The sequence below is a fragment of the Aeribacillus sp. JST-2 genome, from assembly GCF_056032925.1.
This window is the reverse complement of record NZ_JBVVUU010000013.1, coordinates 41,278-63,470: the sequence shown is the minus strand read 5'-3', so window position 1 is coordinate 63,470 and position 22,193 is coordinate 41,278. Positions and strand designations below refer to the sequence as shown.

20 protein-coding genes and 1 pseudogene are annotated in these 22,193 nt (G+C 40.9%); 6 read left to right on the top strand and 15 right to left on the bottom strand.

From position 1 onward, the window contains the following. Positions 1–11: 11 nt before the first annotated feature. From mobB to AC0KTX_RS09030, 9 genes are all read right to left on the bottom strand, one after another. Positions 12–506: a molybdopterin-guanine dinucleotide biosynthesis protein B gene (gene mobB, locus AC0KTX_RS09070; protein ID WP_340882510.1), complete on the bottom strand. Its 495-nt coding sequence runs from the start codon at positions 504–506 to the stop codon at positions 12–14. After that, entirely contained in the window at positions 500–1,768 is a 1,269-nt protein-coding gene (locus AC0KTX_RS09065) for a molybdopterin molybdotransferase MoeA (RefSeq protein ID WP_340881522.1), read from the bottom strand. The genes mobB and AC0KTX_RS09065 overlap by 7 nt, the downstream gene beginning before the upstream one ends. A 127-nt stretch (positions 1,769–1,895) precedes the next feature. Next, positions 1,896–2,471 carry a molybdenum cofactor guanylyltransferase gene (locus AC0KTX_RS09060; protein WP_474251896.1) on the bottom strand — a complete coding sequence of 192 codons (576 nt, stop codon included), beginning with the start codon at positions 2,469–2,471 and terminating at the stop codon, positions 1,896–1,898. After that, entirely contained in the window at positions 2,468–2,968 is a 501-nt protein-coding gene (locus tag AC0KTX_RS09055; protein ID WP_340881526.1) for a MogA/MoaB family molybdenum cofactor biosynthesis protein, read from the bottom strand. The genes AC0KTX_RS09060 and AC0KTX_RS09055 overlap by 4 nt, the downstream gene beginning before the upstream one ends. A gap of 6 nt (positions 2,969–2,974) precedes the next feature. Next, a complete protein-coding gene (moaA, locus tag AC0KTX_RS09050; RefSeq protein ID WP_474251895.1) occupies positions 2,975–3,973 on the bottom strand; it encodes a GTP 3',8-cyclase MoaA in 999 nt (332 codons plus the stop codon). A gap of 352 nt (positions 3,974–4,325) precedes the next feature. Continuing rightward, entirely contained in the window at positions 4,326–5,804 is a 1,479-nt protein-coding gene (gene putP, locus AC0KTX_RS09045; RefSeq protein WP_340881530.1) for a sodium/proline symporter PutP, read from the bottom strand. A 329-nt stretch (positions 5,805–6,133) separates the two neighbouring features. Continuing rightward, a complete protein-coding gene (locus tag AC0KTX_RS09040) occupies positions 6,134–7,063 on the bottom strand; it encodes a proline dehydrogenase family protein (RefSeq protein ID WP_340881532.1) in 930 nt (309 codons plus the stop codon). Between the two features lie 115 nt (positions 7,064–7,178). After that, positions 7,179–8,726: an L-glutamate gamma-semialdehyde dehydrogenase gene (gene pruA / locus AC0KTX_RS09035; RefSeq protein WP_474251894.1), complete on the bottom strand. Its 1,548-nt coding sequence runs from the start codon at positions 8,724–8,726 to the stop codon at positions 7,179–7,181. A gap of 92 nt (positions 8,727–8,818) precedes the next feature. Continuing rightward, a complete protein-coding gene (locus tag AC0KTX_RS09030; protein ID WP_474251893.1) occupies positions 8,819–9,058 on the bottom strand; it encodes a hypothetical protein in 240 nt (79 codons plus the stop codon). Between the two features lie 342 nt (positions 9,059–9,400). On the opposite strand from AC0KTX_RS09030, the gene AC0KTX_RS09025 reads away from it, so the two are divergent. From AC0KTX_RS09025 to AC0KTX_RS09015, 3 genes and pseudogenes are all read left to right on the top strand, one after another. Next, a complete protein-coding gene (locus tag AC0KTX_RS09025; RefSeq protein ID WP_474251892.1) occupies positions 9,401–9,634 on the top strand; it encodes a DUF2249 domain-containing protein in 234 nt (77 codons plus the stop codon). Positions 9,635–9,638: 4 nt separating this feature from the next. Beyond that, positions 9,639–9,815 (top strand): annotated as a pseudogene (locus AC0KTX_RS09020) (DUF2249 domain-containing protein); the annotation flags it as partial. A gap of 170 nt (positions 9,816–9,985) precedes the next feature. Next, positions 9,986–10,288, top strand: coding sequence for a metal-sulfur cluster assembly factor (locus AC0KTX_RS09015; RefSeq protein ID WP_474251891.1), 303 nt, complete (start codon positions 9,986–9,988; stop codon positions 10,286–10,288). Between the two features lie 216 nt (positions 10,289–10,504). On the opposite strand, the gene AC0KTX_RS09010 is transcribed toward AC0KTX_RS09015, so the two are convergent. Continuing rightward, a complete protein-coding gene (locus AC0KTX_RS09010) occupies positions 10,505–11,668 on the bottom strand; it encodes an MFS transporter (protein ID WP_340881540.1) in 1,164 nt (387 codons plus the stop codon). Between the two features lie 187 nt (positions 11,669–11,855). Next, complete coding sequence (locus tag AC0KTX_RS09005) at positions 11,856–12,968, bottom strand: TIGR04053 family radical SAM/SPASM domain-containing protein (protein ID WP_474251890.1); 1,113 nt, start codon at positions 12,966–12,968, stop codon at positions 11,856–11,858. A 335-nt stretch (positions 12,969–13,303) separates the two neighbouring features. On the opposite strand from AC0KTX_RS09005, the gene AC0KTX_RS09000 reads away from it, so the two are divergent. Together AC0KTX_RS09000 and AC0KTX_RS08995 are read left to right on the top strand one after the other, a co-directional pair. Further along, a complete protein-coding gene (locus tag AC0KTX_RS09000) occupies positions 13,304–13,996 on the top strand; it encodes a Crp/Fnr family transcriptional regulator (RefSeq protein WP_474251889.1) in 693 nt (230 codons plus the stop codon). Positions 13,997–14,089: 93 nt separating this feature from the next. Beyond that, positions 14,090–14,302 (top strand): DUF4025 domain-containing protein, encoded by a 213-nt coding sequence (locus tag AC0KTX_RS08995; RefSeq protein WP_474251888.1) that lies wholly within the window; start codon positions 14,090–14,092, stop codon positions 14,300–14,302. Between the two features lie 176 nt (positions 14,303–14,478). Here the strand turns inward: AC0KTX_RS08995 and AC0KTX_RS08990 are convergent, their stop codons facing one another. After that, positions 14,479–15,222 (bottom strand): YwiC-like family protein, encoded by a 744-nt coding sequence (locus AC0KTX_RS08990; protein WP_474251887.1) that lies wholly within the window; start codon positions 15,220–15,222, stop codon positions 14,479–14,481. 198 nt (positions 15,223–15,420) lie between these two features. Here AC0KTX_RS08990 and ric point away from each other — a divergent pair, with 198 nt between their 5' ends. Continuing rightward, positions 15,421–16,116 (top strand): iron-sulfur cluster repair di-iron protein, encoded by a 696-nt coding sequence (ric, locus tag AC0KTX_RS08985; protein WP_474251886.1) that lies wholly within the window; start codon positions 15,421–15,423, stop codon positions 16,114–16,116. Between the two features lie 976 nt (positions 16,117–17,092). On the opposite strand, the gene parC is transcribed toward ric, so the two are convergent. From parC to AC0KTX_RS08970, 3 genes are all read right to left on the bottom strand, one after another. After that, positions 17,093–19,522, bottom strand: a complete 2,430-nt coding sequence (gene parC, locus AC0KTX_RS08980; RefSeq protein WP_474251885.1) for a DNA topoisomerase IV subunit A — start codon at positions 19,520–19,522, stop codon at positions 17,093–17,095. Between the two features lie 24 nt (positions 19,523–19,546). Next, positions 19,547–21,469 carry a DNA topoisomerase IV subunit B gene (gene parE / locus AC0KTX_RS08975; RefSeq protein ID WP_474251903.1) on the bottom strand — a complete coding sequence of 641 codons (1,923 nt, stop codon included), beginning with the start codon at positions 21,467–21,469 and terminating at the stop codon, positions 19,547–19,549. A gap of 195 nt (positions 21,470–21,664) precedes the next feature. Further along, positions 21,665–22,072 carry a CoA-binding protein gene (locus AC0KTX_RS08970; protein ID WP_474251884.1) on the bottom strand — a complete coding sequence of 136 codons (408 nt, stop codon included), beginning with the start codon at positions 22,070–22,072 and terminating at the stop codon, positions 21,665–21,667. Positions 22,073–22,193 lie beyond the last annotated feature (121 nt).

Here is a 22,193-nt window from a genome sequence, read left to right as displayed (position 1 = left end):
CCTTTCACATTTTATCGGTTTAAATGCAGATAATTTTTTAACCAGTTTATTAGCAGGTCATCATCCTGACCGAGGATGAACGATCGTTTCTTTTTCATCGGTTTTCTGCTTGCGATTGCTTGAATGTTTGGAAGTTCAAGCAAATCCAAGTCATTTTCATCACGAAGACAAACGATTTTAGGATAGGATAATTTTTTATACCCTTCAATAAACAAAACCTCGATTTCAAAAAAATGTTGATAAAGCTCAATGAATTTCATTATAGATTTGCTTTCATCAATCCTTGCATGCAACAAGAGCGCCCCTTCCCCTGCAACAGCGGAAACTTTTGCACCTGCTTGAAAATGGCGAACGGAATCTTTTTGATATACGTCGGGAGTGCCTCCGTGGCCGTGATGCTTCAGCACACCGACTTTAATACCGAGGAAAGCAAACTCTTTGACGCATTTTTCGATAATGGTAGTTTTGCCGCTGTTTTGATAGCCGACAACTTGCATAATTAACATTGCCAAATAGGGGCTCCTTCTTCATCTTCTGTTAACAGCACATCCACTTCGGTTCCCGCTCGATAGCCTCTTGTCCCCCCTGGCAAGACGGTCAAACTATTGGAATCAATCAAAGAAGAGACAATATTTGATTTATCTTTGCCAATTGGTTCGACGGTCAATTTCCCATTTTGATAAGATAGTTTCGTGCGAACAAACCTTGTAAACGGATTCGGTTTTAAAAAATCCGCTGCCAGTTCGGCACGTATTTTTTTCAAATATCGGTGTTTTTGCCCGAGCATTGCTCGGATGTAAGGGCGGACAAACAGTTCAAAACCTACATAACAAGCAGAAGGGTTGCCGGATAAGCCAAATAACAATTTGTTGTCGACTACAGCAGCTGATGTCACACTTCCGGGGCGCATGGCAATTTTATCAAACAACAATTCGGCACGAAGCGATTCGTAGACGGCTGGAATATAATCGTAATCGCCGACTGAAACTCCGCCTGTCGTTACAACGATATCCGCCACATCCATGGCGTTTTTAACAGCTGCCAAAACATTTTCAAACGAATCATTGACAATTCCGCATCCAACCGGTTTAGCGTGTGCTCTTAAAATTTGCGCTTGCAACATGTAAGCATTGCTGTTGCGGATTTTCCCGGGTTCAAGCGGCTGATATACTTCAAGCAATTCGCTGCCCGTGGCGATGATGGCTACTCTCGGTCTTTTCATAACGGGAATATGATAAAAGCCAAATGTCGCCAAAATTGCGGTAATACCTGGATTAATCATCGTCCCTTTTTCAACTAGCAGGCTTCCTTTTTTGACATCTTCGCCAATGCGCGACAAATTTTCACCGGGCGATATATTCCGTTTGATTTCCACATACACTTTGCCATTGCGTTTCACTTCTTTTGTTAATTCTTTCATGACGACAGCATTTGCCCCTTTTGGAATAGCTGCACCAGTCATAATTTTAACGGCTTGATTCGGAAGAATGCCATCATTGTAGACACTTCCTGCCCCGATGGTTCCAATCACTTCCAATTGAACAGGCTGTTGGGATGACGCTGATTGCGTCGATTCAGCAAAAATGGCATAGCCATCATAAGGTGAACGGTCGAACCAAGGTACATCTGTCGTCGCAATGATGTCCTTGCCAAGGATGCGTCCAAAACATTTCTCGATCTGGACGTATTCCCATTCCCCTTCCATGCTTCTATTGATCACTCGTTCAATCGCTTCTTCCACCTTAATCGGTTTTCGCACGTTGTCCATTCCCTTCTTTTACCAGATTATAACATCACTTTACCCATGATGCGTGATAATCGGTGTGCAATTTATCACAAAATAAATGCGGATATAAACATTTCACATAATGTTCATTGTTAGAAAGAGAAATCTATTATTGGCTAAAAGTTTCGTAGTCTTCTTTTGTATTAATATTTAGAAACAATTTTTCTTCATCAAACTTTACATATTTTACCTTTATTTGGCCAAGCAGTTCCTTTACCGATAATTTTTTTTGCTCTAATAAGCTTTTGATTACCTTCTTTGTTTTTTGATGATATGCGGCCGCAAGCGGTTCTGTTTTGCCGTTTACGATAGGAACAACCGCCTCATACGGAGTGTTAAGATAGCCTGCCAGCTTTTGAAACACGGCTGCTTTTATAAAAGGGGTATCACACGGTGCGACCAAATACCATTCAGAATTGTATTGGGACATCACGGTGTAAATTCCTGCAAGCGGTCCGTGCCCTTTATATATTTTCAAATCATATGTATAAGGAATGTTTTGGAGTTCAGGCAATCCTGTTTTGATCTCCGGACGGATCACTGCAACAATCTCATCAGCAACTTCTTTCAAGGCATCGACGCTAATCATAAGAAAAGGTTTGCCGTTTCTTTTGGCCAGTGCCTTCGGTTCGCCAAAACGCTTGGATTGCCCTCCAGCCAAGACGATTCCAATGATGTTTTTCATTGCCTGTGCATCTCCCAAACAATATGGCGCAGTTCGGGCAGAATTAATTTTTCCATGGCAAGACGGACTGCATTCGTCGACCCCGGCATGCAAAAAATGACTTTATCTCCTATGGCACCAGCCAATGCTCTACTTAACATGGCGGCACTTCCGATTTCCTCGTAGCTTAAATAGCGGAACAATTCGCCAAACCCCACCATTTCTTTTTCAATTAAGCTTTTTACTGTCTCCACTGTTACGTCCCGTTTCGTAAACCCTGTTCCACCGTTTAATAAAATGATATCAATATCATGATTGCTTTCCAAAATGGCAGACCGTATCTCTTCTTTGCTATCTTCAACAATTACGTATTCTTTCACTTCCATCTGTTCTTTCTGCAGCATTTCAACAATTAGCGCACCGCTTCTGTCGGTTTCCTTTGTTCGTGTATCGGAAACTGTAATGACTTTGCAGCGAACTGAAACGTTTGCTTGCCTTTTATGATCGTTGGCACCCATTTTCCATCACCCGCCAATATAAGACATTTCAATTCGTTTTTTTGCAGAAACAGCTTTTCCTCTTTCTTCAGAGTAATGATCCCTGCGATTAGACCAAATCCTTTCAATTATGCTTTTGAGTTCTTCATCATTTGCTCCATTTCTCATTACCGACAAAATGTCGACGCCATTTGAAGCAAAAAGGCAAGTAAATATTTTTCCATCCGCAGATAAGCGGATGCGTGTGCAGTCAGAGCAAAATGCCTGCGAAACAGAAGAAATAAAACCAATTTCAACTTTGGAATCGACGTATCTGTATCGTTTCGCCACTTCGCCTAAATAGTTAGCTTCCAACGGTTCAAGCGGCATTTCTTTGTTAATGAAATCATGAATTTCCTTGCTTGTTACCACTTCGTCCATCTTCCAGCCATTTAAAGTACCGACATCCATATATTCAATAAAACGGAGAATGATCCCTTTTTCTTTAAAAAAGCGGGCCATCGGCAAAATTTCTTGATCATTCCATCCTTTTTTTACAACCATATTCACTTTTACTGTAAGGCCATTGGAAACGGCTTCTTCGATTCCTTCCAAAATGACGGCCGATTTTGCTTTATTCCCGTTTAATTTCGCAAACACTTCGTCATTGAGAGCATCAAGGCTGACATTAATTCGGTTTACACCCGCTTTTTTTAATTTACCGGCATACTTTTTTAGCAAAAATCCGTTTGTTGTCAATGAAATATCTTGAAGACCTTCAATGTTTGCCAACATGCCGGCGAGAACGTCAATCTCTTTCCGTAAAAGCGGTTCACCGCCTGTCAGACGAATTTTTCGCACACCAAGTCCTACAAAAATATTGGCTAAGCGGTAAATTTCCTCAAAGGTCATCAGCTGCTCCCGCTTCAAAAAACAATATTCTTTTCCTTCTATTTCCGGCATACAATATACACAGCGAAAATTGCACCGATCCGTCACCGAAATGCGCAAATCCAATAAAGGGCGGTTCAATTGATCTCGCAACATCTTCCTCTCCTTATACATGCTTTCTTCATATGTTACAGACAAGCTAAACAAAAGAATGTGATCTCTGTCACATCAATTCGAATGATCATAAAAGATTAAATTAATTGTAAAAAAAATTTTCTGAAAATGAAACCTATTTGGAATTCATTTTGCCAATTTTCCATTTTTTATGGCTAACATGATGGGGCTCTATACGATGAATTGGGGAAACAAAATAGATAAACGAATAATACGTTAAGATTTCGGAAACGGAGGCTTTCTTAAAAGAATCAGCAGTTTTCATGATGGACACTGTACCCTTGCTTGGCGAACTGTAAAAAAGGCAGCCCTTCGGCAGCCCTTTTTGTCCAAACTATTCCTTTCTTAAAAGTTCGAGTGTTTCATTAAATTCTTTTTCAATTTCATGATTCGGCTGATAAGTAAAAATGCTGACAACAACTGTGACAAGGACGTTTAATAAAAACCCGGGAACAATTTCATACAGCGTGTCAGAAAGCGCGGAATTCCCCCAAATAAATACCGTTACAGCGCCAACAATCATGCCGCAAAGTGCACCAATCCCAGTTATTTTTCTCCAATATAACGCAAAGATAATAATTGGACCAAAAGCAGCTCCAAAACCAGCCCAAGCAAACGCAACAAGATTGAGAATGGTATCTGATTGTTCCCATGCAAAACAAACGGCAACAACCGATACAGCGAGTACTGCTAGACGGCCCAGCAAAATATATCTTTTGTCGGAACCATCCCGTTTGAAAACAGCCTTATAAATGTCTTCTACCAACGCCGATGAAATAACTATGAGCTGCGACGAAACGGTGCTCATAATAGCCGCAAGCACTGCAGCAAACATGATTCCCGCTATAAACGGGTGAAAAATCATTTGCCCCATGGAAATATAAACCGCTTCAGGATCAGAAAGAACTACTTCGGTGTTTTGGTGAAAATAGGCAACACCAATCAACCCTGATAACACTGCTCCTCCCAATGTTAAAATCATCCAACCGATGCCGATTCTTCTTGCTTGTTTTATTTCTTTGGCCGTTTTAATCGCCATAAATCTTATAATGATATGGGGCTGCCCAAAATACCCAAGCCCCCAAGCCAAGGAAGAAACCACACTGAAAACTGTTGCATTTGCAGTAAAGCTTAACAGATTCGGATCCACATGGCGGATGGATTCCACTGTTTCCTGAATGCCGCCAGTTTTCCATAAACCTATCACGGGTACAAGGATTAAAGCAAAAAACATAATGGTGCCCTGAACAAAATCTGTGTAACTAACAGCAAGGAATCCCCCAAACAAAGTATAAATGAGGATGACGGTGGCAACGACTAAGAGAAAGACATGATAATCATATCCGAATGAGCTTTCAAAAAATACTCCGCCAGCCACCATGCCTGATGAAACATAAAAGGTAAAATAAACGAAAATAATGAGCCCAGAAACAATGCGGAGAAATTTAGCATTTTGTTTAAAGCGGTTGTCAAAAAAACTCGGTATGGTGATCGAATCATTGGATACTTGTGTATAAACCCGCAGACGCGGTGCAATCAGTTTCCAGTTGAGCCAAGCACCGATCGTCAAACCGATGGCAATCCAAGCCTCTACCAGACCGGCGGCGTAAATGGCTCCCGGCAGCCCCATGAGCAGCCATTGCGACATATCCGCTGCCCCGGCGCTTAGCGCCGACACTGCCGGGCCGAGAGAACGCCCGCCAAGCATAAAGTCTGAAAGATTATGAACTTTCTTATATGCATAAAATCCAATTAATACCATTCCGATAAGGTAAAGAAAAATAGCGGTCAGTTGATAAACATAATCAGTCATGGAATCTCCCCTTATAAAAATAATTTTGGAAGCAGTTTTGAAAAATTATTTCCACTCGAAAGTTGTTTCAGATGTAAGAAGGTGCTTTCAACCACATTCAAAAAGGGTTTCTTCGCATAATTTTAGTAATTCCGGTCGATTGCTCCACAGCGCAGAAAATGCTAGGACAGGAGAAAAGAACGTGTTTATTATGGAGAAATTTGTACAGGCTTGATATTCTGCTTGAAACGGTCAGAACCTTTTTTTAAGAATTTCTGAATTCTCGCTTCTTAACGATGATGATCTCCTCTTGCCTGTTCAGGTGAAAACAGTATAAAACAAATTCCTTTTTAAGACAATTTTTTTCGGGTAAGACGGAAAACGTCTTTGATGAGCCAATTGATATTTTGCGGTCGTTCAGCCAAACGGCGCATGTAATAGCCGAACCAGTCACGGCCGAAAGGCATATACGTTGTCATTTGATAGCCTTCGTTTGCCAATTCATATTGCATTTCCTGTCGAAATCCATAGAGCATTTGAAACTCAAATCGATCTTTTGGAATATTGTTTTCTTGAATAAATTTTTTCAATTGACGAATAATCCGATGGTCATGGGTTGCAATGGAAGTGAATGTATTGCCAAGCAGTCTTTTTTTCGCCAATTTCAAAAAATTTTGATCGATTTCTGTTTTGCATTGAAACGCAACTGCCGGACTTTCCTTATAGGCTCCTTTGACAATCCGAATGCGAACATTTTTCAATTTATCAAGAACCTCTTCCGCACATCGAAGATAGCTTTGTATAACCGTTCCCACGTTTTGATAATCTTTCAAAAGCAATTTTAAAATATCTATTGTCGGCTGAAAATGGGCATAATCTTCCATATCAATGTTTATAAAAATACAGTATTTGGTGGCCGCATCCAAGATTTCTCTCATATTTCCAAGGCAAAAATCCCGATCAATATCCAGCCCCAATTGGGTTAATTTTACTGAAACATGGCAATCCAGTTTTTCTTGATGAATTTTTTCCAACATATTAATGATTTGTCTTTTTGCTTTGCCGGCTTCTTCTTTATCGGATACGAATTCCCCCAGATTGTCAACAGTACAGCTGATTCCTTGTTCGTTCATTTTTTTAATTGTAAGTGTGACGCTGTCAATATCTGTCCCGGCAACGAACTTCTCAGCTCCAAGACGGAATCCCCATTTTCTTGCTTTTTTATTTAAAAATTTGTTTGTTGACAGAGCGATGAAAAAATTTCTTATTAAATTCTGCACCCCTTTTCCCCCTTACCTTTTTTACTCGGACCATCCGTTTATCAAGTTAACAATTCCCGCCTCTAGACATCGCTTTTATTGGACCTTTGTTCCTCAATTCTAATGTTTTCATCAATCAAAACATTTCGGAAACGGTTTTTGCTACCATGAACAATTTTAAATAGTCAGGGCCTCCAGCTTTTGAATCGGTACCGGACATTTTGAACCCCCCAAAAGGCTGATAGCCGACAATCGCAGCGGTGCATCCTCTGTTAAAATAAAGATTTCCAACATGAAATTCATATTTCGCCCGTTCCAAATGCTCCCTTGTATTTGAAATCACTGCACCTGTCAGCCCGTATTCAGTGTTGTTGGCAATTTCCAGCATTTCATTAAAATCTCTCACTTTTGCGAAAGCCACGACCGGGCCGAAAATCTCTTCCTGCATAATGCGCGCACTCGCATCCACATCTTTAAAAATTGTCGGGTACACAAAATATCCTTCGGAATCATCCGTTTGCCCGCCGTACACAAGTGTTCCTTCCTTTTTTCCGATTTCAATATAGCTTTTGATTTTATCAAATTGTTTTTGATTAATGACTGCCCCCATGTATACATCTTCTTCAGCTGGATTTCCCACCGTTAATGATTTTGTCAGCTCAACCGTTTTTCTCAACACTTCGTCATATACAGCCTCGTGAACCACCACTCTCGAGCAGGCCGAACATTTTTGGCCTGAAAAACCGAATGCGGAATGGACAATGGCATCGGCAGCCAAATCCAGATTTGCACTTTTATCTACAATGATCGTATCCTTGCCGCCCATCTCGGCAATCACCCGTTTTAAAAAATGCTGACCTTCCTGTACTTTTGCTGCCCGTTCATATATCCGGACACCAGTAGCCCTTGAACCGGTAAAATTAATGAAGTGCGCATCCTTATGGTCAACCAAGTAGTCCCCGATTTCTGCTGGGTCTCCGGGGACGAAATTGAGCACGCCTTCGGGCAGACCGGCTTCCTCTAGAATTTCCACCAGTTTGTATGCAACAACAGGAGTATTTTCCGACGGTTTCAGCAATACCGGGTTTCCGGCAACAAGGGGGGCAACTGTTGTTCCGACCACAATGGCGAAAGCAAAGTTCCATGGCGGAATCACCACCCCTGGCCCCATTGGCTGGTAAAAATAGATGTTATGTTCATTGGGCCGGTTGTTCATCTCTTGGTTCTTTGCAAGTTCGAGCATCTGTCTTCCATAGTATTCCAAAAAGTCAATACCTTCTGCTGTATCCGCATCTGCCTGTCTCCAAGGTTTGCCGGCATCATAGACGAGCCAGGCGGAAATCTCATGTTTTTTGCCGCGGGTGATGGCTGCCGCTTTAAAAAGCACATTTGCACGTGCCTCTGGGGACATTGTTCTCCATTTTTTAAAAGATTCCTTTGCTGCTTCAAAAGCCTGGTCAATGTGTTCTTTTGTCGCTTTTGACACTTTGCCGACAACCTGTACTTTGTTCGCCGGATTAACAGATGTCAGCTTTTCTTCGGTAAAAATTCTCTTGCCATTGATGATTAATGGGTACTCTTTGCCCAGTTCGCAACGAACCTTTTTTAAAGCGGCTTTAAACTCCCTTCGGTCAGCTGGATTGAGAAAATTGGTAAGTGGCTCGTGTTTGTAGGGAAAAACCATTAGTAAAACCTCCTTCATAAATCAACCTTCACTTTAAAATATGCAAAAATCATGCCAATCTTCTAAAATATTGGAAAAGTGGCATACATATTTTAATTTGTAATACTGCCCGTTTTTTTACTTGCAGCACACTTTCCAGTTCCAAGGCAACCTTCTATTTGTAGTAAATGACGCAGTTGAGAATGATCTTTTTTCAATGGCGTTTTGCCCGGGTTAGAAGAATTTTTCGCGCAATGGCCGCTGAACATATCAGCAAAGAAATAATCTCCCCCACCAAATACCTCAGCTGTTTCTACTTTAAAAACAATCTCTCTCTTTTCCATTTCCAACAAACAATATTTACAGCGAAATGGGGTCAAGTCCTAATTATTGTGTAAAATCACACTCCCAGCTCAGCGAACTTAGCTCCCGGCAAATCAATACACAAAATTCTGGACTTAATCCGAAATGGCACCGATCTTTCACTGAAAACTGAAACATTTTTAACAAGCTATTCAAATGATGTTACAACATCTTCCCTTCCCTCAATTGAAAGGCTATATGCCAATCCGGCATCACGAATCCATTATTCATAAACTTTTCAAAAGCGATGATGATGTGATGCAAATCACGTATTGCGGGAGTTGTTTTTACTATGATGAACATTGATAAAAAAGATGGAAAGGAGAAGATGGATGGGAAAAACTGTTGAATTAGATGTTCGCGAAGATTTAAAGAAGAAATTAGAGCCGTTTCAAAAAATAATGGCGGCCATTCAAACTCTTGCACAAAGAGATGTATTTATTTTACACGCTCCGTTTAAACCTGTTCCGCTTTTTCCTATCATGAAGAAAAAAGGGTTTTCTTATCAAGCGGAAAAAATAGAGGATAAACATTGGAAAATTACCTTTGTAAAAACGGAGGAATAAAAAAATGATACTGGATAATCGCGGCTTAGAGCCTCCACAACCGATGATGCGGACTTTAACGGCATTAGCAAAATTAAAAAAAGGAGAAACGTTGAAAATTATTAATGACCGCCGCCCGATGTTTTTATTTGAACAGCTTGACGATCTCGGTTATACCTATCAAACGGAAAAGCGCAGTGAGTCTTATCGGCCACGATCGCTGCCCTTGCCTCTTCAAGTGCTGGTCTATTTTATCTTGCACAAGGAGGAATGGTGCTGTTTTCTGGATTATTTGCCTGTACGATTGGCTCCGTATTGCTGAAATAAAAAAATAAGGGAACGATTTACTGAAATATAAAGGGTGATGTTACAATGGAAATAAAAGCAAAAATTTTGGAAAAACTGCAAAACGTTTTAGATCCTGAATTGGGAATTAATGTCGTTGATTTAGGACTGATCTATAAGATTGAAGTAAAAGACGGAACTGCATTCATTTTAATGACATTGACTACACCCGGCTGTCCGTTGCACGACTCAATTGCAGGCGGTGTGAAACGTGCATTGCGTGATATTGAAGGCATTCAAGACGTAAATGTTCAAATCACCTGGAATCCGCCTTGGTCCCTTGATAGAATGAACGAAAAAGCATTAAGGAAGCTAGAGTTCCTTACTTAAACGTTTATCAAAGACTGTTCCTTTCCTGAAAGGGACAGCAAGAAGTCACAATGATTTTGGTGTTTTTGGCTCCACTTCCAGCGCACAAACAACAGCGTCACATTTAAGATTTTCGTCGTTTCATCCTTTCCCAGCCAAAAAAATCCCCCTCCAGGAAAACCTTTTTACAAATGCTGTCTGCCTGCAGGGGATAAGTTTTGGTTGGATCTTGCACAATTAATATTGGTCGGCTGTTTTTTCAACTGTTTTTCCTAATGCAATGCGATTTAATATATAACACACTATAGCAAATAAGCAAAGAAGCAAAAACCCTAGCGAATAAGAACTTGTCGCATCTTTTACGATTCCCATTAAAATGGGAGGAAAGAAACCGCCGATGCCGCCCCAGGCTCCAACAATCCCTGTTACAGCACCAGTTTCCTTTGCAAATAATTGCGGAACTAATTTAAAAACCGCACCATTTCCTAATCCTGCCATGATGGCAATCAACAAACAGGCGATAGTCATGACAAACATGTTGCTCATTCCGAATGCAAGGATGGCTGCCCCGATTGCAATACCCGCAAAAACAAACGTTAAAATCCTCTCTGCTCCCATCCTATCGCTCATATATCCGCCAATTGGTCTTGCCAAAGTGGCAATTACAGTAAAACCGGCTGCTCTAAGTCCTGCATCGACGGAAGATATATGAAACAAATCAATCAGAAGCGACGGCAAATACAAACCTAAAGCAACAAAAGCGCCGAATGTCACAAAATAGAGAATCGATAATATCCATGTATGCTTATATTTCATTACTGACAAGGAATCAATCATTCTTTGTTCAGTTTTCGGCATTTCCGGCGTGCAAAACCAAACGAACAGAAGCATTATAACGATCGGAAAAATATAGGTTAAAAATGCCCCTTTAAGTCCGAAAACTTCTGCGAGTGTCGGAACAGAAAAACTGGCTACGGCTGTTCCAATATTGCCCATGGCATTGATTCCTAAAGCTGTTCCTTGTTTTTCCGGCGGTGTCAACCGGGAAACAAATGTAACTGAAATCGCGAATGACGTACCGGCCATTCCGATGAAAAAAGCCCAAAACATCGTCATTCCGTAAGAATTGGCAAAACTGACGCCAACTAACGGAACAATTAAAAATAATAAAAGCAAGGAGAACATTTTCCGTCCGCCATACCGGTCAGTCCAAATTCCGAGTGGAATCCGCATGACAGAACCTAGCAAGACGGGTATGGCAACTAAGATGCTTTTTTGGGTTGATGTCAAGTTATATATGTCTTGGAACGTACTTGCTAACGGAGATAAAATTCCCCATACGGCAAATGCAAATGTCATGGCTAAAGTGGTGACTGGCAGTAATGCTTTTTGTTTCATCAAAATCCCCCTCCTAAACAGATGATTGTTCCATCATTTGTATCATAGAAAAATAGGCGGGGAATGTTTGTGAACTTTATCACATAATTATTGATTGCCAAATAATTGTTAAAATTTCAGCTCAACAAAAATGTATTTCCGATTCCTGTCCATTCCATTAAATTGAAAAACTGCTTGCGTTTGCAACGGTTTAAACTTCCCGTTTTTGGCGAAGCCCTTTAGGAATGTATACACAATAAGGCTCACTTTCCAAATAGTCGCCTGTCACAGCATACGCTCTTGAGCGTGAACCTCCGCAAACAAAACGAAATTCGCAAACACCGCATTTTCCTTTATAAAGATTTGGATTGCGCAATTTTTGGAATATCGGAGAATTTCTGTAAATATCAGCCAATGATGTTTGGCTCACATTTCCCGCTTTAATTGGAAGCAATCCGCTCGGGTAAACATCGCCAATATGGGAAATAAACACAAAACCGTTGCCATCGTTTACTCCCTTCGGAGCACGGCCGAGTCCGTCCACTGCACCTGTAGATCCTTTAGACAAAATATCTTCATAATGGATTTCCTTTCCATCTATTTGCTGTTCGCGCTTTTTAGCTTGCAAGACAACACGACGGTAATGTTGTCCGGCAGTCGTTTTAATATCAAATGGTACATGCTTGCTCTTTTCATATAACCAACGAAAAACTTGTTCATGTTGGGCGGGAGAAATCATATCCGATTGTTTTCCTCTTCCAGTCGGTACAAGGAAAAAAACGCTCCAAAGAACGCATTCAAGTTTTTCAACCAAATTCGCCATTTCTTCAAGAACATGAACATTGTAGCGTGATACAACCGTATTAATTTGAACAGGAATCTGCAATTCATGCAAATATTTGATTCCTTTCATCGTTAAATCGAATGAACCTTTTGTCCCGCGAAAATGATCATGAATTTCCGCATTCGGCCCGTCCAAACTAAATGCCCAACGGGAAAGCCCGATATCTTTTGCCCTCTGCATCACTTCTTTAGTTACATTTGGAGTTGCGCTCGGCGTGATTGAAACACGCAATCCCTTATCAATAGCATATTCGGCAAGAGCGAATAAATCCGGCCGCATCAATGGATCACCGCCGGTAAATACTAATAGCGGCCGGTTCATCGCAAAAATATCATCAATTAATTTTTTTCCTTCCCGAAAAGTCAACTCACGACGATCACGATGATATTGCGCCTCGGCGCGGCAATGCAAACAATGTAATTGACATGCTCTTGTCAACTCCCAAATGACAATAAAAGGGTTTTGGTCATAATCCATCATCACATACAAACTCCTTTCTTTAAAAAAATATTATCTCTGCTTTCTCATCATATAAAAAGGTGAAATTTTCGAAGTGAGAGGCATCACACTTTCCGGCAGAAGAGAAGAAATGATTTTTACGAAAAAGTCATTCTTTTGACAAATGTTCAACAGCTGCGGATCTTCCCCGCGATTGCTTCGGTAATTCGCAAATGGATGAGCTGGTCTGCGCCAAACCTTAAGTATGTTTACCACCTCATTTTTATTGAAAACTATGATTTACACCACACGACTCATTTGTAAAGAAACGCTATAATATGAAAAGAAAAACAAAGTTGAAATGAAGGTGTGATGCCATGACAAATAGCTGGGTCGTTGAAAGATTAAGAAGCGTTCCCCTTTTCCGCGAACTGTCTGATGAAGAATTGACTTCCATAGTCGCTATCTCTCAAGTACGTACCTATCAACCAAAATCGTATGTATTCATGCAAGGCGACCTGCTGGAAAACGTATATTTCATCCATTCAGGAACGATTAAAATATATAAAACGGACAGAAATGGAAAAGAACAAATCGTTTCCATCTTGCAAAATGGAGAAATGTTTCCCCATATCGGATTTTTTCGCAAAGGATCTTACCCTGCTCATGCAGAAGTTATGGAAGAATCCACTTTAATTGTCATTCCCATCCAAGATTTTGAGGAAACGCTTATCCTTTTTCCGGAATTGTCCATTAAATTGTTTCGTGTGATGAGTGAAAAAATCATAGATTTGCAAAACCGGTTAGAAGAGCAAATTCTCCATAATACATATGAACAAATCGCATTGTTGCTGTTGCGGCTTACAAAAACGAACGCACTGCCGCAAGGAAAACTTTATCGTTTGACAACCCATTTAACGAATCGGGAATTGGCAAATATGATCGGAACTTCCCGTGAAACCGTAAGCAGAACGCTTAACCAGATGAAGCGGAAAGGTCTTATTCTTGTTGATGACGACGGATATTATTTGATTGATGCCGAACAATTGGAGGAAGAAATCTTTATGTAGCGGCCGCCAAAAAGAATACTTGTCTTTTTGATGAATGTTTGAAGCGATTAAGAATCATAATAAAGGAAAACGAATTTTCATGGAGGAAACGAAATGTCCACAAAACATCAAGACAAGAAAATGAAAATCAAGACAACCTTCGGGGCAAATGATGAACCTCTGAAGAGCGGCAGCGAATCCGACCTGACGCAAGGATTGGCCTTAACGCAGGAACAGGTAAGAGATACATATACGGAGGGCACAATTGATGGGATGATGGAGGATGTCGATGGCAACAACATCCCGTTGGAGACTGAAAAAGAATAATAATGCCTTTTTTTCCTGATGAGTGAAATGCCTGTACCCCCGCAAACATGATTTTCATCATGATGATTGCGGGGGAATTTCATGGCCAATTTTGTCTTGACAGCGTTAAAAAATATACCGGCAGTACTTTATTCGAATGATCGTTGGGCAATCAACCTTCTGCAAAGGAAATGCGGTTACGGCAGCATGAACAGATTGATGATCATAAACATTGCAAAACAAAAATATACGGCATTGCCTACTTCAATTAAACCGATTTTTAAAATCGGCATTTTTTTTCCGTAAAAATAAACAGCTCGAATAACACTCGGAATATAAGCTATGATATAAACGGCATACCCGGTAGCGATCAAGCCGATCATTAAGGAAATATGAAAACCCCAAGACAACCATTTATAGCTCGGATTGTTTTTTTCCCGAATCATTGTTTTGACATAAAAAGTGCTGCCGACAAAAAATAAAAAACAAAGCATTATGGCGATGAAAGCTTCTTTTATTATTTCTCCGCTTACAATAAAAGAACTGGCAAGACCTCCAATGCAAAAAACAGCGATTGCTGCTAGATCATTGAGAAAAGCGCGATCTTTTTTCTTTTTCCCATAATAAATATTTATTAAAAAAAACGGTGTCATCGCCAATCCGAAATATAATATTTTCCATCGATAAATTAATGGAATGAGCAGTAAAACGGCAGCTGCGGCAAAATAGAGAACAAACCACTTTATATAAAATGACTTGCGCTTATTTTTCATCGCCATCAATAACGGATATGTTGCTAAATATAAACATAACCAGCCGATAAATAATGGAATATGAATCCAAGAGAACCCTCCTATATATGCTCCCAATAGAAATGGTATAACAAGCATAGCCCAGGCTCCATGCTGTTTTGGAATCACTAATTTCTTGACGGCTGCCATCATGTATCCACCTTTCATCGACAATTTCTTCTACATTCCATTATAGTGAAAAAAACTAGATACGTTGTGATTTGTTGCATACCTCCCCGTTTTGTCACAAAATAGCCACAACACAAAACGGGCAAGTGACGCCTGTCACTATTGAAAAGAACGAACTGCGATATGATCTATCTAACAATGAAATTGGGAGGGAAAAAAATGAAAACAATGTTTACGGAAAATACGGCAGTTGGAGAAATTGTCGCAATGCTGCCGAAAGCGAGCGATGTTTTTAAAAAATATAAAATTGATTTTTGCTGCGGCGGTGATCGCTCTTTAAAAGAAGCAGCCGATAAACGGGGAGTGGCAATTGAGGATTTAATGAATCAATTGCAAGATCTGTATGCTGCGACTGATGAAAAAACAGAGAAAAATTGGTTGACAGCATCATACTCAGAACTTATTGACCATATCATAAAAAAACATCATCGTTATTTGTTGGAAGAACTGCCAAACCTTAGTCCCTATGTGACAAAAGTTATGCGCGTCCACGGCGGAAATCACCCACATCTAATAAAGGTTCACCAATTGTTTAATGAATTAAAAACGGAACTAGAACAACATTTATGGAAAGAAGAGTCTGAAGCATTTCCGCTTATCATCCAATACGACCAGCAGCCGACAAGCGAAAACGAACAAAAAATGAAAAAAATGATTGTCGATCTTACGAATGAACATGATAAAACAGGGGATATCATAAAAGAAATTAGGCGGATCACAAATGATTATACCCTTCCGAACGGGGCTTGCCGGACGTATCAACTCGTTTACAATCGTTTAGAAGCTTTGGAATCAGACTTATTTGAACACATTCATTTGGAAAATAACGTATTATTTCCACGCATTCTTCAATAATTTCGGGCGGAAAGAGGCGGCGATCCCCGCCTCTATCAGCACCATCTACTTTCCATCTTCGTCGGTCTCAGAGTCATTTCAAACGGACTGTTCAGCCCTTGATCTGACCATTAAGGCTTAAAACGTTTTATCCAGGTCGAAGCTTTAGACCATTGACATGCCAAGTTTCATGGCATGCCTTCGCACTTGCGGTTTTTCAGGGAATGGAAAGGCAAAAACGAAAAGTGCCTCGTGTTATGACGTCATGTTGGCGTTGCTGCTCTTTCAATATGGTTTCTTTCTTTTTTGGGAGCCGCTGATATACTGTTTGTTTGGCACAGAAGAAGAATAACTTCTACATCTTCCTTCTGATATAATAAGTATAATTAGTTATATCCAAATATTTTTCACCTACAACCATTACGATCACAAAGGAAGTGAAGGAAAATTGGAGGAATTTGTAGGATTTTGTATAAGGTGCGGCAAACCCATTCATTGTCTAAACGGTTTTTTGAATGGGGCTATTGACGAAAAAAATGGGTCGTTGTGTTGTTTTTCATGCTTAGAAGAGAATGAAAATGCGGATTTTACTCATCAATTCATTGAAAGCGCAAACAAATGCCGTTTAGATTGCGATGACTAGAGTGTACCAACAAGTCTGTTTTCTTTTATTTTTCTTAAAACATTGGGGTGATGGGCAAAGCAACTCACTCGCTTTCAAATCATAGTTTGCCTGTTCTCCTCGATCCTCTCTTGAACGATCCGCCATCTTGATTCTTGTAAAAAGATGAGAGATCTCTGGCAATCCATAATGACATGCAATTTCAAACAGCTTTATAGAAAGATATGTGACCGAATAATGTGTCCGATCGAGACCAAGCCGCCTTCTTTCAGAAGCTTATCAAAAATGTTCCTAAACCGCCAATGAAACAAAATATCACTGTATTAGAGTAAAAAACCCCTATCCTCCCTAAGTCCGGATAGGGGTAATCAACTTTTATGCTTCTGTTTCCAGCCAGCTATCAGTGACTTCTCCCGCTTCATCGATATCAATATAAAAAGATCCGTTGCTGTAACGATCACTTATTTTCATATCGGCAAGCGGAATGGCCTCTCTCATTCCTTTTTCCGTTTCTAACCATAAAAGTTCGTTCCCATGTGCCAACCATACGGACACCGTTCTATGCGGATTTGTTTTCAATTCCCTGTAAATCATTGTTCCGCGTCTTGCCCTTTGCGTGCGTTCCATTTCCCCCAGCTTCATTTTTTTCACAGCGCCTCTATGCGTGACAACAACGAGAACTTGATCGGCAAGTTGATTATTACTAACAGCTAAACTAGAAACGACTTTGTCGCCATCTTTTAATTGGATGCCTTTAACTCCTGCCGCTCGCGAACCGACGACATTCACTTCTTCCTCGTGAAAGAACAGGCCGTAACCGTAGGATGTCGACAAAAAGAGAAGGCAGCTTCCGTCTGTTCTATGAACGTCCACCACTTCATCATCGTCTTTTAAATTGATCGCAACAAGCGGTTTCGAATATCGCTGTGCTTTATATAAATGGATTTCCGTTTTCTTCACCATGCCGTTTTTGGTGACAAACAAGAAAAATTTCGATTCAGAAAAATCTTGAACCGCTATCCCGCTGATAATTCGTTCATCTTTATCAATCGGAATCATCTGCGAAATATGCTGCCCCGTATCCTTCCAGCGAATATCCGGGAGCTCATGAACCGGACAATATAAATAATTTCCTTTATTCGTAAACAAAAGAAGAACATCGGTAGTGTTCATTTCATATTGGCAAAGCAAGCGATCCGAATCCTTCATGCCGAAGTCTTTTCCGTTGGAGGCCGTGTATGACCTCAGGCTGGTGCGTTTTACATATCCGTCTTTCGTTACGGTGACGATCGTATCTTCGCTTGGAATGAGCGCTTCCATATTGATGGTGATCGATTCAATTTCCGCTTCGATCTTTGTCCGTCGTTCATCAGCATATGTTTTTTTCAGCTGTTTTAATTCAGATTGAATGACTTTGGAAAGTTTTTTTTCGTTTTCCAAAATGCTTGCTAGTTCCTGAATCTTTTTTTCAAGCTCTTCTGCTTCCTCTTTCAAAGCCGTAATGTCCGTGTTTGTTAAGCGGTACAATTGCAAAGACACAATCGCTTCTGCCTGCGGTTCGGTAAACGCAAATTCACGGATTAAATTGTCTTTTGCATCGCGTTTGTCTTTGGAAGCGCGAATCACGGCAATAACCTCATCCAGAATGGACAGGGCTTTGATTAATCCTTTTACGACATGCTCCCGTTCTTGTGCTTTTTGAAGTTCAAAAGCTGATCGATTCGTCACAACTTGCTTCCGGTGTTCAATGTAGGCATCCAACAATTCCGGAAGGCTCAGTAATTTCGGGCGGCGTCGATGAATCGCTACCATATTGAAGTTATATGGAACTTGCAAATCCGTATTTTTATATAAATAGTTTAATACCCCTTCGGCATCCGCATCTTTTTTTAATTCGATGACAATGCGGAGTCCCGTCCGGTCGGTTTCATCCCGCACTTCGGCGATCCCATCGACTTTTCTGTCAAGCCTGAGATCGTCTATTTTTTTCACTAAGCTTGCTTTGTTGACTTCATATGGAATTTCCGTTATGACAATTTGTTCTTTTCCGCCGCGGCCTTTCTCAATTTCGGCTTTGCCGCGAACAATGATTTTCCCCTTACCTGTCTCATATGCTTTTTTAATTTCATCCGTTCCTTGAACGATGCCCCCGGTTGGAAAATCCGGACCTTTCAGCACGTTCATCAGTTCATCTACCGAACAATCGGGATGATTCATCCGCAAAATGACGGCATCAATGACCTCACCAAGATTATGGGGTGGGATGTCCGTTGCATACCCTGCCGAAATTCCGGTTGATCCGTTGACAAGCAGATTCGGAAACATTGCCGGAAGAACTGTCGGTTCTTTCGTTGTATCATCAAAATTGGGAACGAACTCAACCGTGTTTTTATCAATATCCCGCAGCAGTTCAGAAGCCAGAGGGGAAAGCCGCGCTTCCGTATAACGCATCGCAGCAGGCGGATCGCCGTCTAGGCTTCCGTTGTTTCCGTGCATTTCCACTAATAGGTTGCGCACTTTCCATTCTTGGCTCATCCGCACCATTGCTTCATACACTGATGAATCTCCGTGCGGATGGAAATTTCCGATTACGTTCCCCACCGTTTTCGCTGCCTTGCGAAAACCTTTATCGTGGGTATTTCCGTCCATAAGCATTGCATATAATATTCTTCGCTGCACCGGTTTCAAGCCGTCCCGCACATCCGGCAGCGCCCGATCTTGAATAATGTATTTACTGTATCGGCCAAACCGATCCCCCAACACATCTTCAAGGGGCAAATCGACATATCGTTGTTCCGCTTCCATGTTTTCCTCCTCAAAAATAATTGTTTATATTTCTAAGATGCTTCCATCTTCTTCAAGTCCGAATGAAACGTTCTGTTCGATCCATTTTCGTCTCGGTTCCACTTTGTCGCCCATTAGCGTTGTCACTCTTCTTTCAGCTCTTGCCGCATCATCAATTCTTACGCGGATGAGCGTGCGTGTTTCCGGATTCATCGTCGTTTCCCAAAGCTGCTCGGCATTCATTTCGCCAAGGCCTTTGTAACGTTGAATTGTATAGCCTTTGCCGACTTTTTTCACCGCTTTTGAGAGCTCTTCATCGCTCCATGCATATTCCACAATTTCTTTTTTGCCGCTTCCTTTGCTTACTTTATAAAGCGGCGGAAGGGCAATATAAACTTTGCCGTTTTGAATGAGCGGCCTCATATAACGGTAGAAGAAGGTTAATAAAAGCACTTGAATGTGAGCACCATCCGTATCCGCATCCGTCATAATAATCACTTTATCATAATTGCAATCTTCAATGTTAAAATCGGCACCAACACCTGCTCCGATCGCATGAATGATTGTGTTAATTTCTTCATTTTTAAATATATCCTGCAGTTTTGCTTTTTCCGTGTTGATCACTTTTCCCCTCAACGGGAGAACAGCTTGGAATCTTCTATCTCTGCCTTGCTTGGCCGATCCGCCGGCGGAATCTCCCTCCACCAAATACAGTTCATTTTTCTTCGGATTGCGCGATTGAGCGGGAGTCAGCTTGCCGCTTAATGTCGCTTCCGATTTTTTGCGCTTTTTCCCTGATCTCGCTTCTTCCCTCGCTTTTCTGGCCGCTTCCCTTGCCTCTTGCGCCTTGATCGCTTTTTTTATGAGGAGGGCGCTGATATCGGGATTCTCTTCCAAAAAATAAGCGAGTTTTTCAGAAATAACGGCATCAACGGCAGATCTAGCTTCTGAAGTCCCAAGTTTTCCTTTCGTTTGCCCTTCAAACTGCAAAAGACTTTCCGGAATTCTGACAGAGATAATGGCCGCAAGCCCTTCCCGTATGTCCGCCCCTTCCAGATTTTTGTCTTTCTCCTTTAACAGACCCGCTTTTCGGGCATATTCGTTAAAAACTCTTGTCATTGCGGTTTTGGCTCCCGCTTCATGCGTACCGCCATCTTTAGTACGCACATGGTTGACAAACGAAAGAATATTTTCGCTGTATCCGTCATTAAACTGGAAGGCAAATTCGACCTCGATGCCCTGCCCCTCTCCTTCAAAATAAACGATTGGATGAAGCGTTTCTTTCCCTTCGTTTAAATAAGCGACAAAAGATTCTATTCCATTTTCATAACAATAAGATTCTTTAATTTTCTCCCGTTCGTCAATAAGATCCATTTTCAAGCCTTTTAATAGAAACGCAGATTCACGCAAACGTTCACTTAGTATTTCAAATTGAAATACTGTTGTGCTAAACATGGTCGGATCAGGCTTAAAGCGGATCGTTGTACCGGTCTCTTTTGTTTTTCCGACCTTCTCCAATGTTGTAACAGGCTTGCCCCCGTTTTCAAATCTCTGTTTGTAAATAAATCCATCCCGTTTAATGGTGACCTCAAGCCATTCCGACAAGGCATTGACGACTGATGCGCCAACGCCATGCAAGCCGCCGCTTGTTTTATAACCGCCTTGTCCAAATTTTCCTCCCGCATGAAGAACTGTTAATATTACTTCAGGTGTTGGTATTCCAAGTTTATGCATCCCCGTCGGCATGCCCCGACCTTTATCAGCAACCGAGATGCTTCCATCGTTATGTATTGTGACAATGATTTGATCACCGTAACCAGCTAATGCTTCATCGACAGAATTGTCGACGATTTCATAGACGAGATGATGCAATCCTCTTGAATCTGTGCTTCCGATGTACATTCCTGGACGCTTTCGGACAGCCTCCAATCCTTCCAACACTTGAATCGCATCATCATTGTATTCCATGATTTTTTCTTTTCCCACAAACCGCAAACTCCTTTCAATAAAGAACAAATGTTCGAACTTATTTTACCATGTCTTCTCCAAGATCGGCAAATCTTTCTTGAGTGAACTTATATTATTGTATAACTCAAGAAACGCTGTTTTCAAACCCTTCTCGAAAAAAAATCCCATCAAAACGAGATGGGATGGCTTCCATTGCTATTTTGTCAACGAATGGGCAACTTTTATGCAAAAATCCATAATAACGGGATACCCTTTTTCCTTTAATAAACGATAAGCTTCTTCATTTACGCAGCCTTGCTGCGCCCAAAAGACGTCGGCATCGACTTGCAAAAATTCTTTGGCAACATCCACTAAATATTCAGAACGCCTAAATACATTCACGATATCAATGTGTCCATCAATTTCCTTTAATGATGAAACGGCTTTGATCCCTAAAGCTTCATCAATCATCGGATTGACGGGAATAATTTCATATCCAGCCTCTTGCATCGCTTTCGCCACCATATACGACTCCCGTTCAGGTTTATTGGAAAGCCCGACCACCGCAATTCGTTTGCTTTTCTTTAATATTTCGCGAATTTCTTCCATGGAGGGATTTTGCAAGTCTCTTCACTCCTTTTGATATTTTCTTCATTATATCGTTTTTATAAAAAGATCACCAATCCTTTCATGATGATTTTCAGCAGATCCCTTGCAAATTTGTTATAGTTCTCTTTCATGAGAT

Bases quoted from the DNA above. Each gene is read 5' to 3' on its own strand.
- mobB (WP_340882510.1), bottom strand. From the start codon at position 506: ATGTTAATTATGCAAGTTGTCGGCTATCAAAACAGCGGCAAAACTACC.
- AC0KTX_RS09065 (WP_340881522.1), bottom strand. From the start codon at position 1,768: ATGGACAACGTGCGAAAACCGATTAAGGTGGAAGAAGCGATTGAACGA.
- AC0KTX_RS09060 (WP_474251896.1), bottom strand. From the start codon at position 2,471: ATGAAAAACATCATTGGAATCGTCTTGGCTGGAGGGCAATCCAAGCGT.
- AC0KTX_RS09055 (WP_340881526.1), bottom strand. From the start codon at position 2,968: ATGGGTGCCAACGATCATAAAAGGCAAGCAAACGTTTCAGTTCGCTGC.
- moaA (WP_474251895.1), bottom strand. From the start codon at position 3,973: ATGTTGCGAGATCAATTGAACCGCCCTTTATTGGATTTGCGCATTTCG.
- putP (WP_340881530.1), bottom strand. From the start codon at position 5,804: ATGACTGATTATGTTTATCAACTGACCGCTATTTTTCTTTACCTTATC.
- pruA (WP_474251894.1), bottom strand. From the start codon at position 8,726: ATGGTTTTTCCCTACAAACACGAGCCACTTACCAATTTTCTCAATCCA.
- AC0KTX_RS09025 (WP_474251892.1), top strand. From the start codon at position 9,401: ATGGGAAAAACTGTTGAATTAGATGTTCGCGAAGATTTAAAGAAGAAA.
- AC0KTX_RS09015 (WP_474251891.1), top strand. From the start codon at position 9,986: ATGGAAATAAAAGCAAAAATTTTGGAAAAACTGCAAAACGTTTTAGAT.
- AC0KTX_RS09005 (WP_474251890.1), bottom strand. From the start codon at position 12,968: ATGATGGATTATGACCAAAACCCTTTTATTGTCATTTGGGAGTTGACA.
- AC0KTX_RS09000 (WP_474251889.1), top strand. From the start codon at position 13,304: ATGACAAATAGCTGGGTCGTTGAAAGATTAAGAAGCGTTCCCCTTTTC.
- AC0KTX_RS08995 (WP_474251888.1), top strand. From the start codon at position 14,090: ATGTCCACAAAACATCAAGACAAGAAAATGAAAATCAAGACAACCTTC.
- AC0KTX_RS08990 (WP_474251887.1), bottom strand. From the start codon at position 15,222: ATGGCAGCCGTCAAGAAATTAGTGATTCCAAAACAGCATGGAGCCTGG.
- ric (WP_474251886.1), top strand. From the start codon at position 15,421: ATGAAAACAATGTTTACGGAAAATACGGCAGTTGGAGAAATTGTCGCA.
- parC (WP_474251885.1), bottom strand. From the start codon at position 19,522: ATGGAAGCGGAACAACGATATGTCGATTTGCCCCTTGAAGATGTGTTG.
- parE (WP_474251903.1), bottom strand. From the start codon at position 21,469: ATGGAATACAATGATGATGCGATTCAAGTGTTGGAAGGATTGGAGGCT.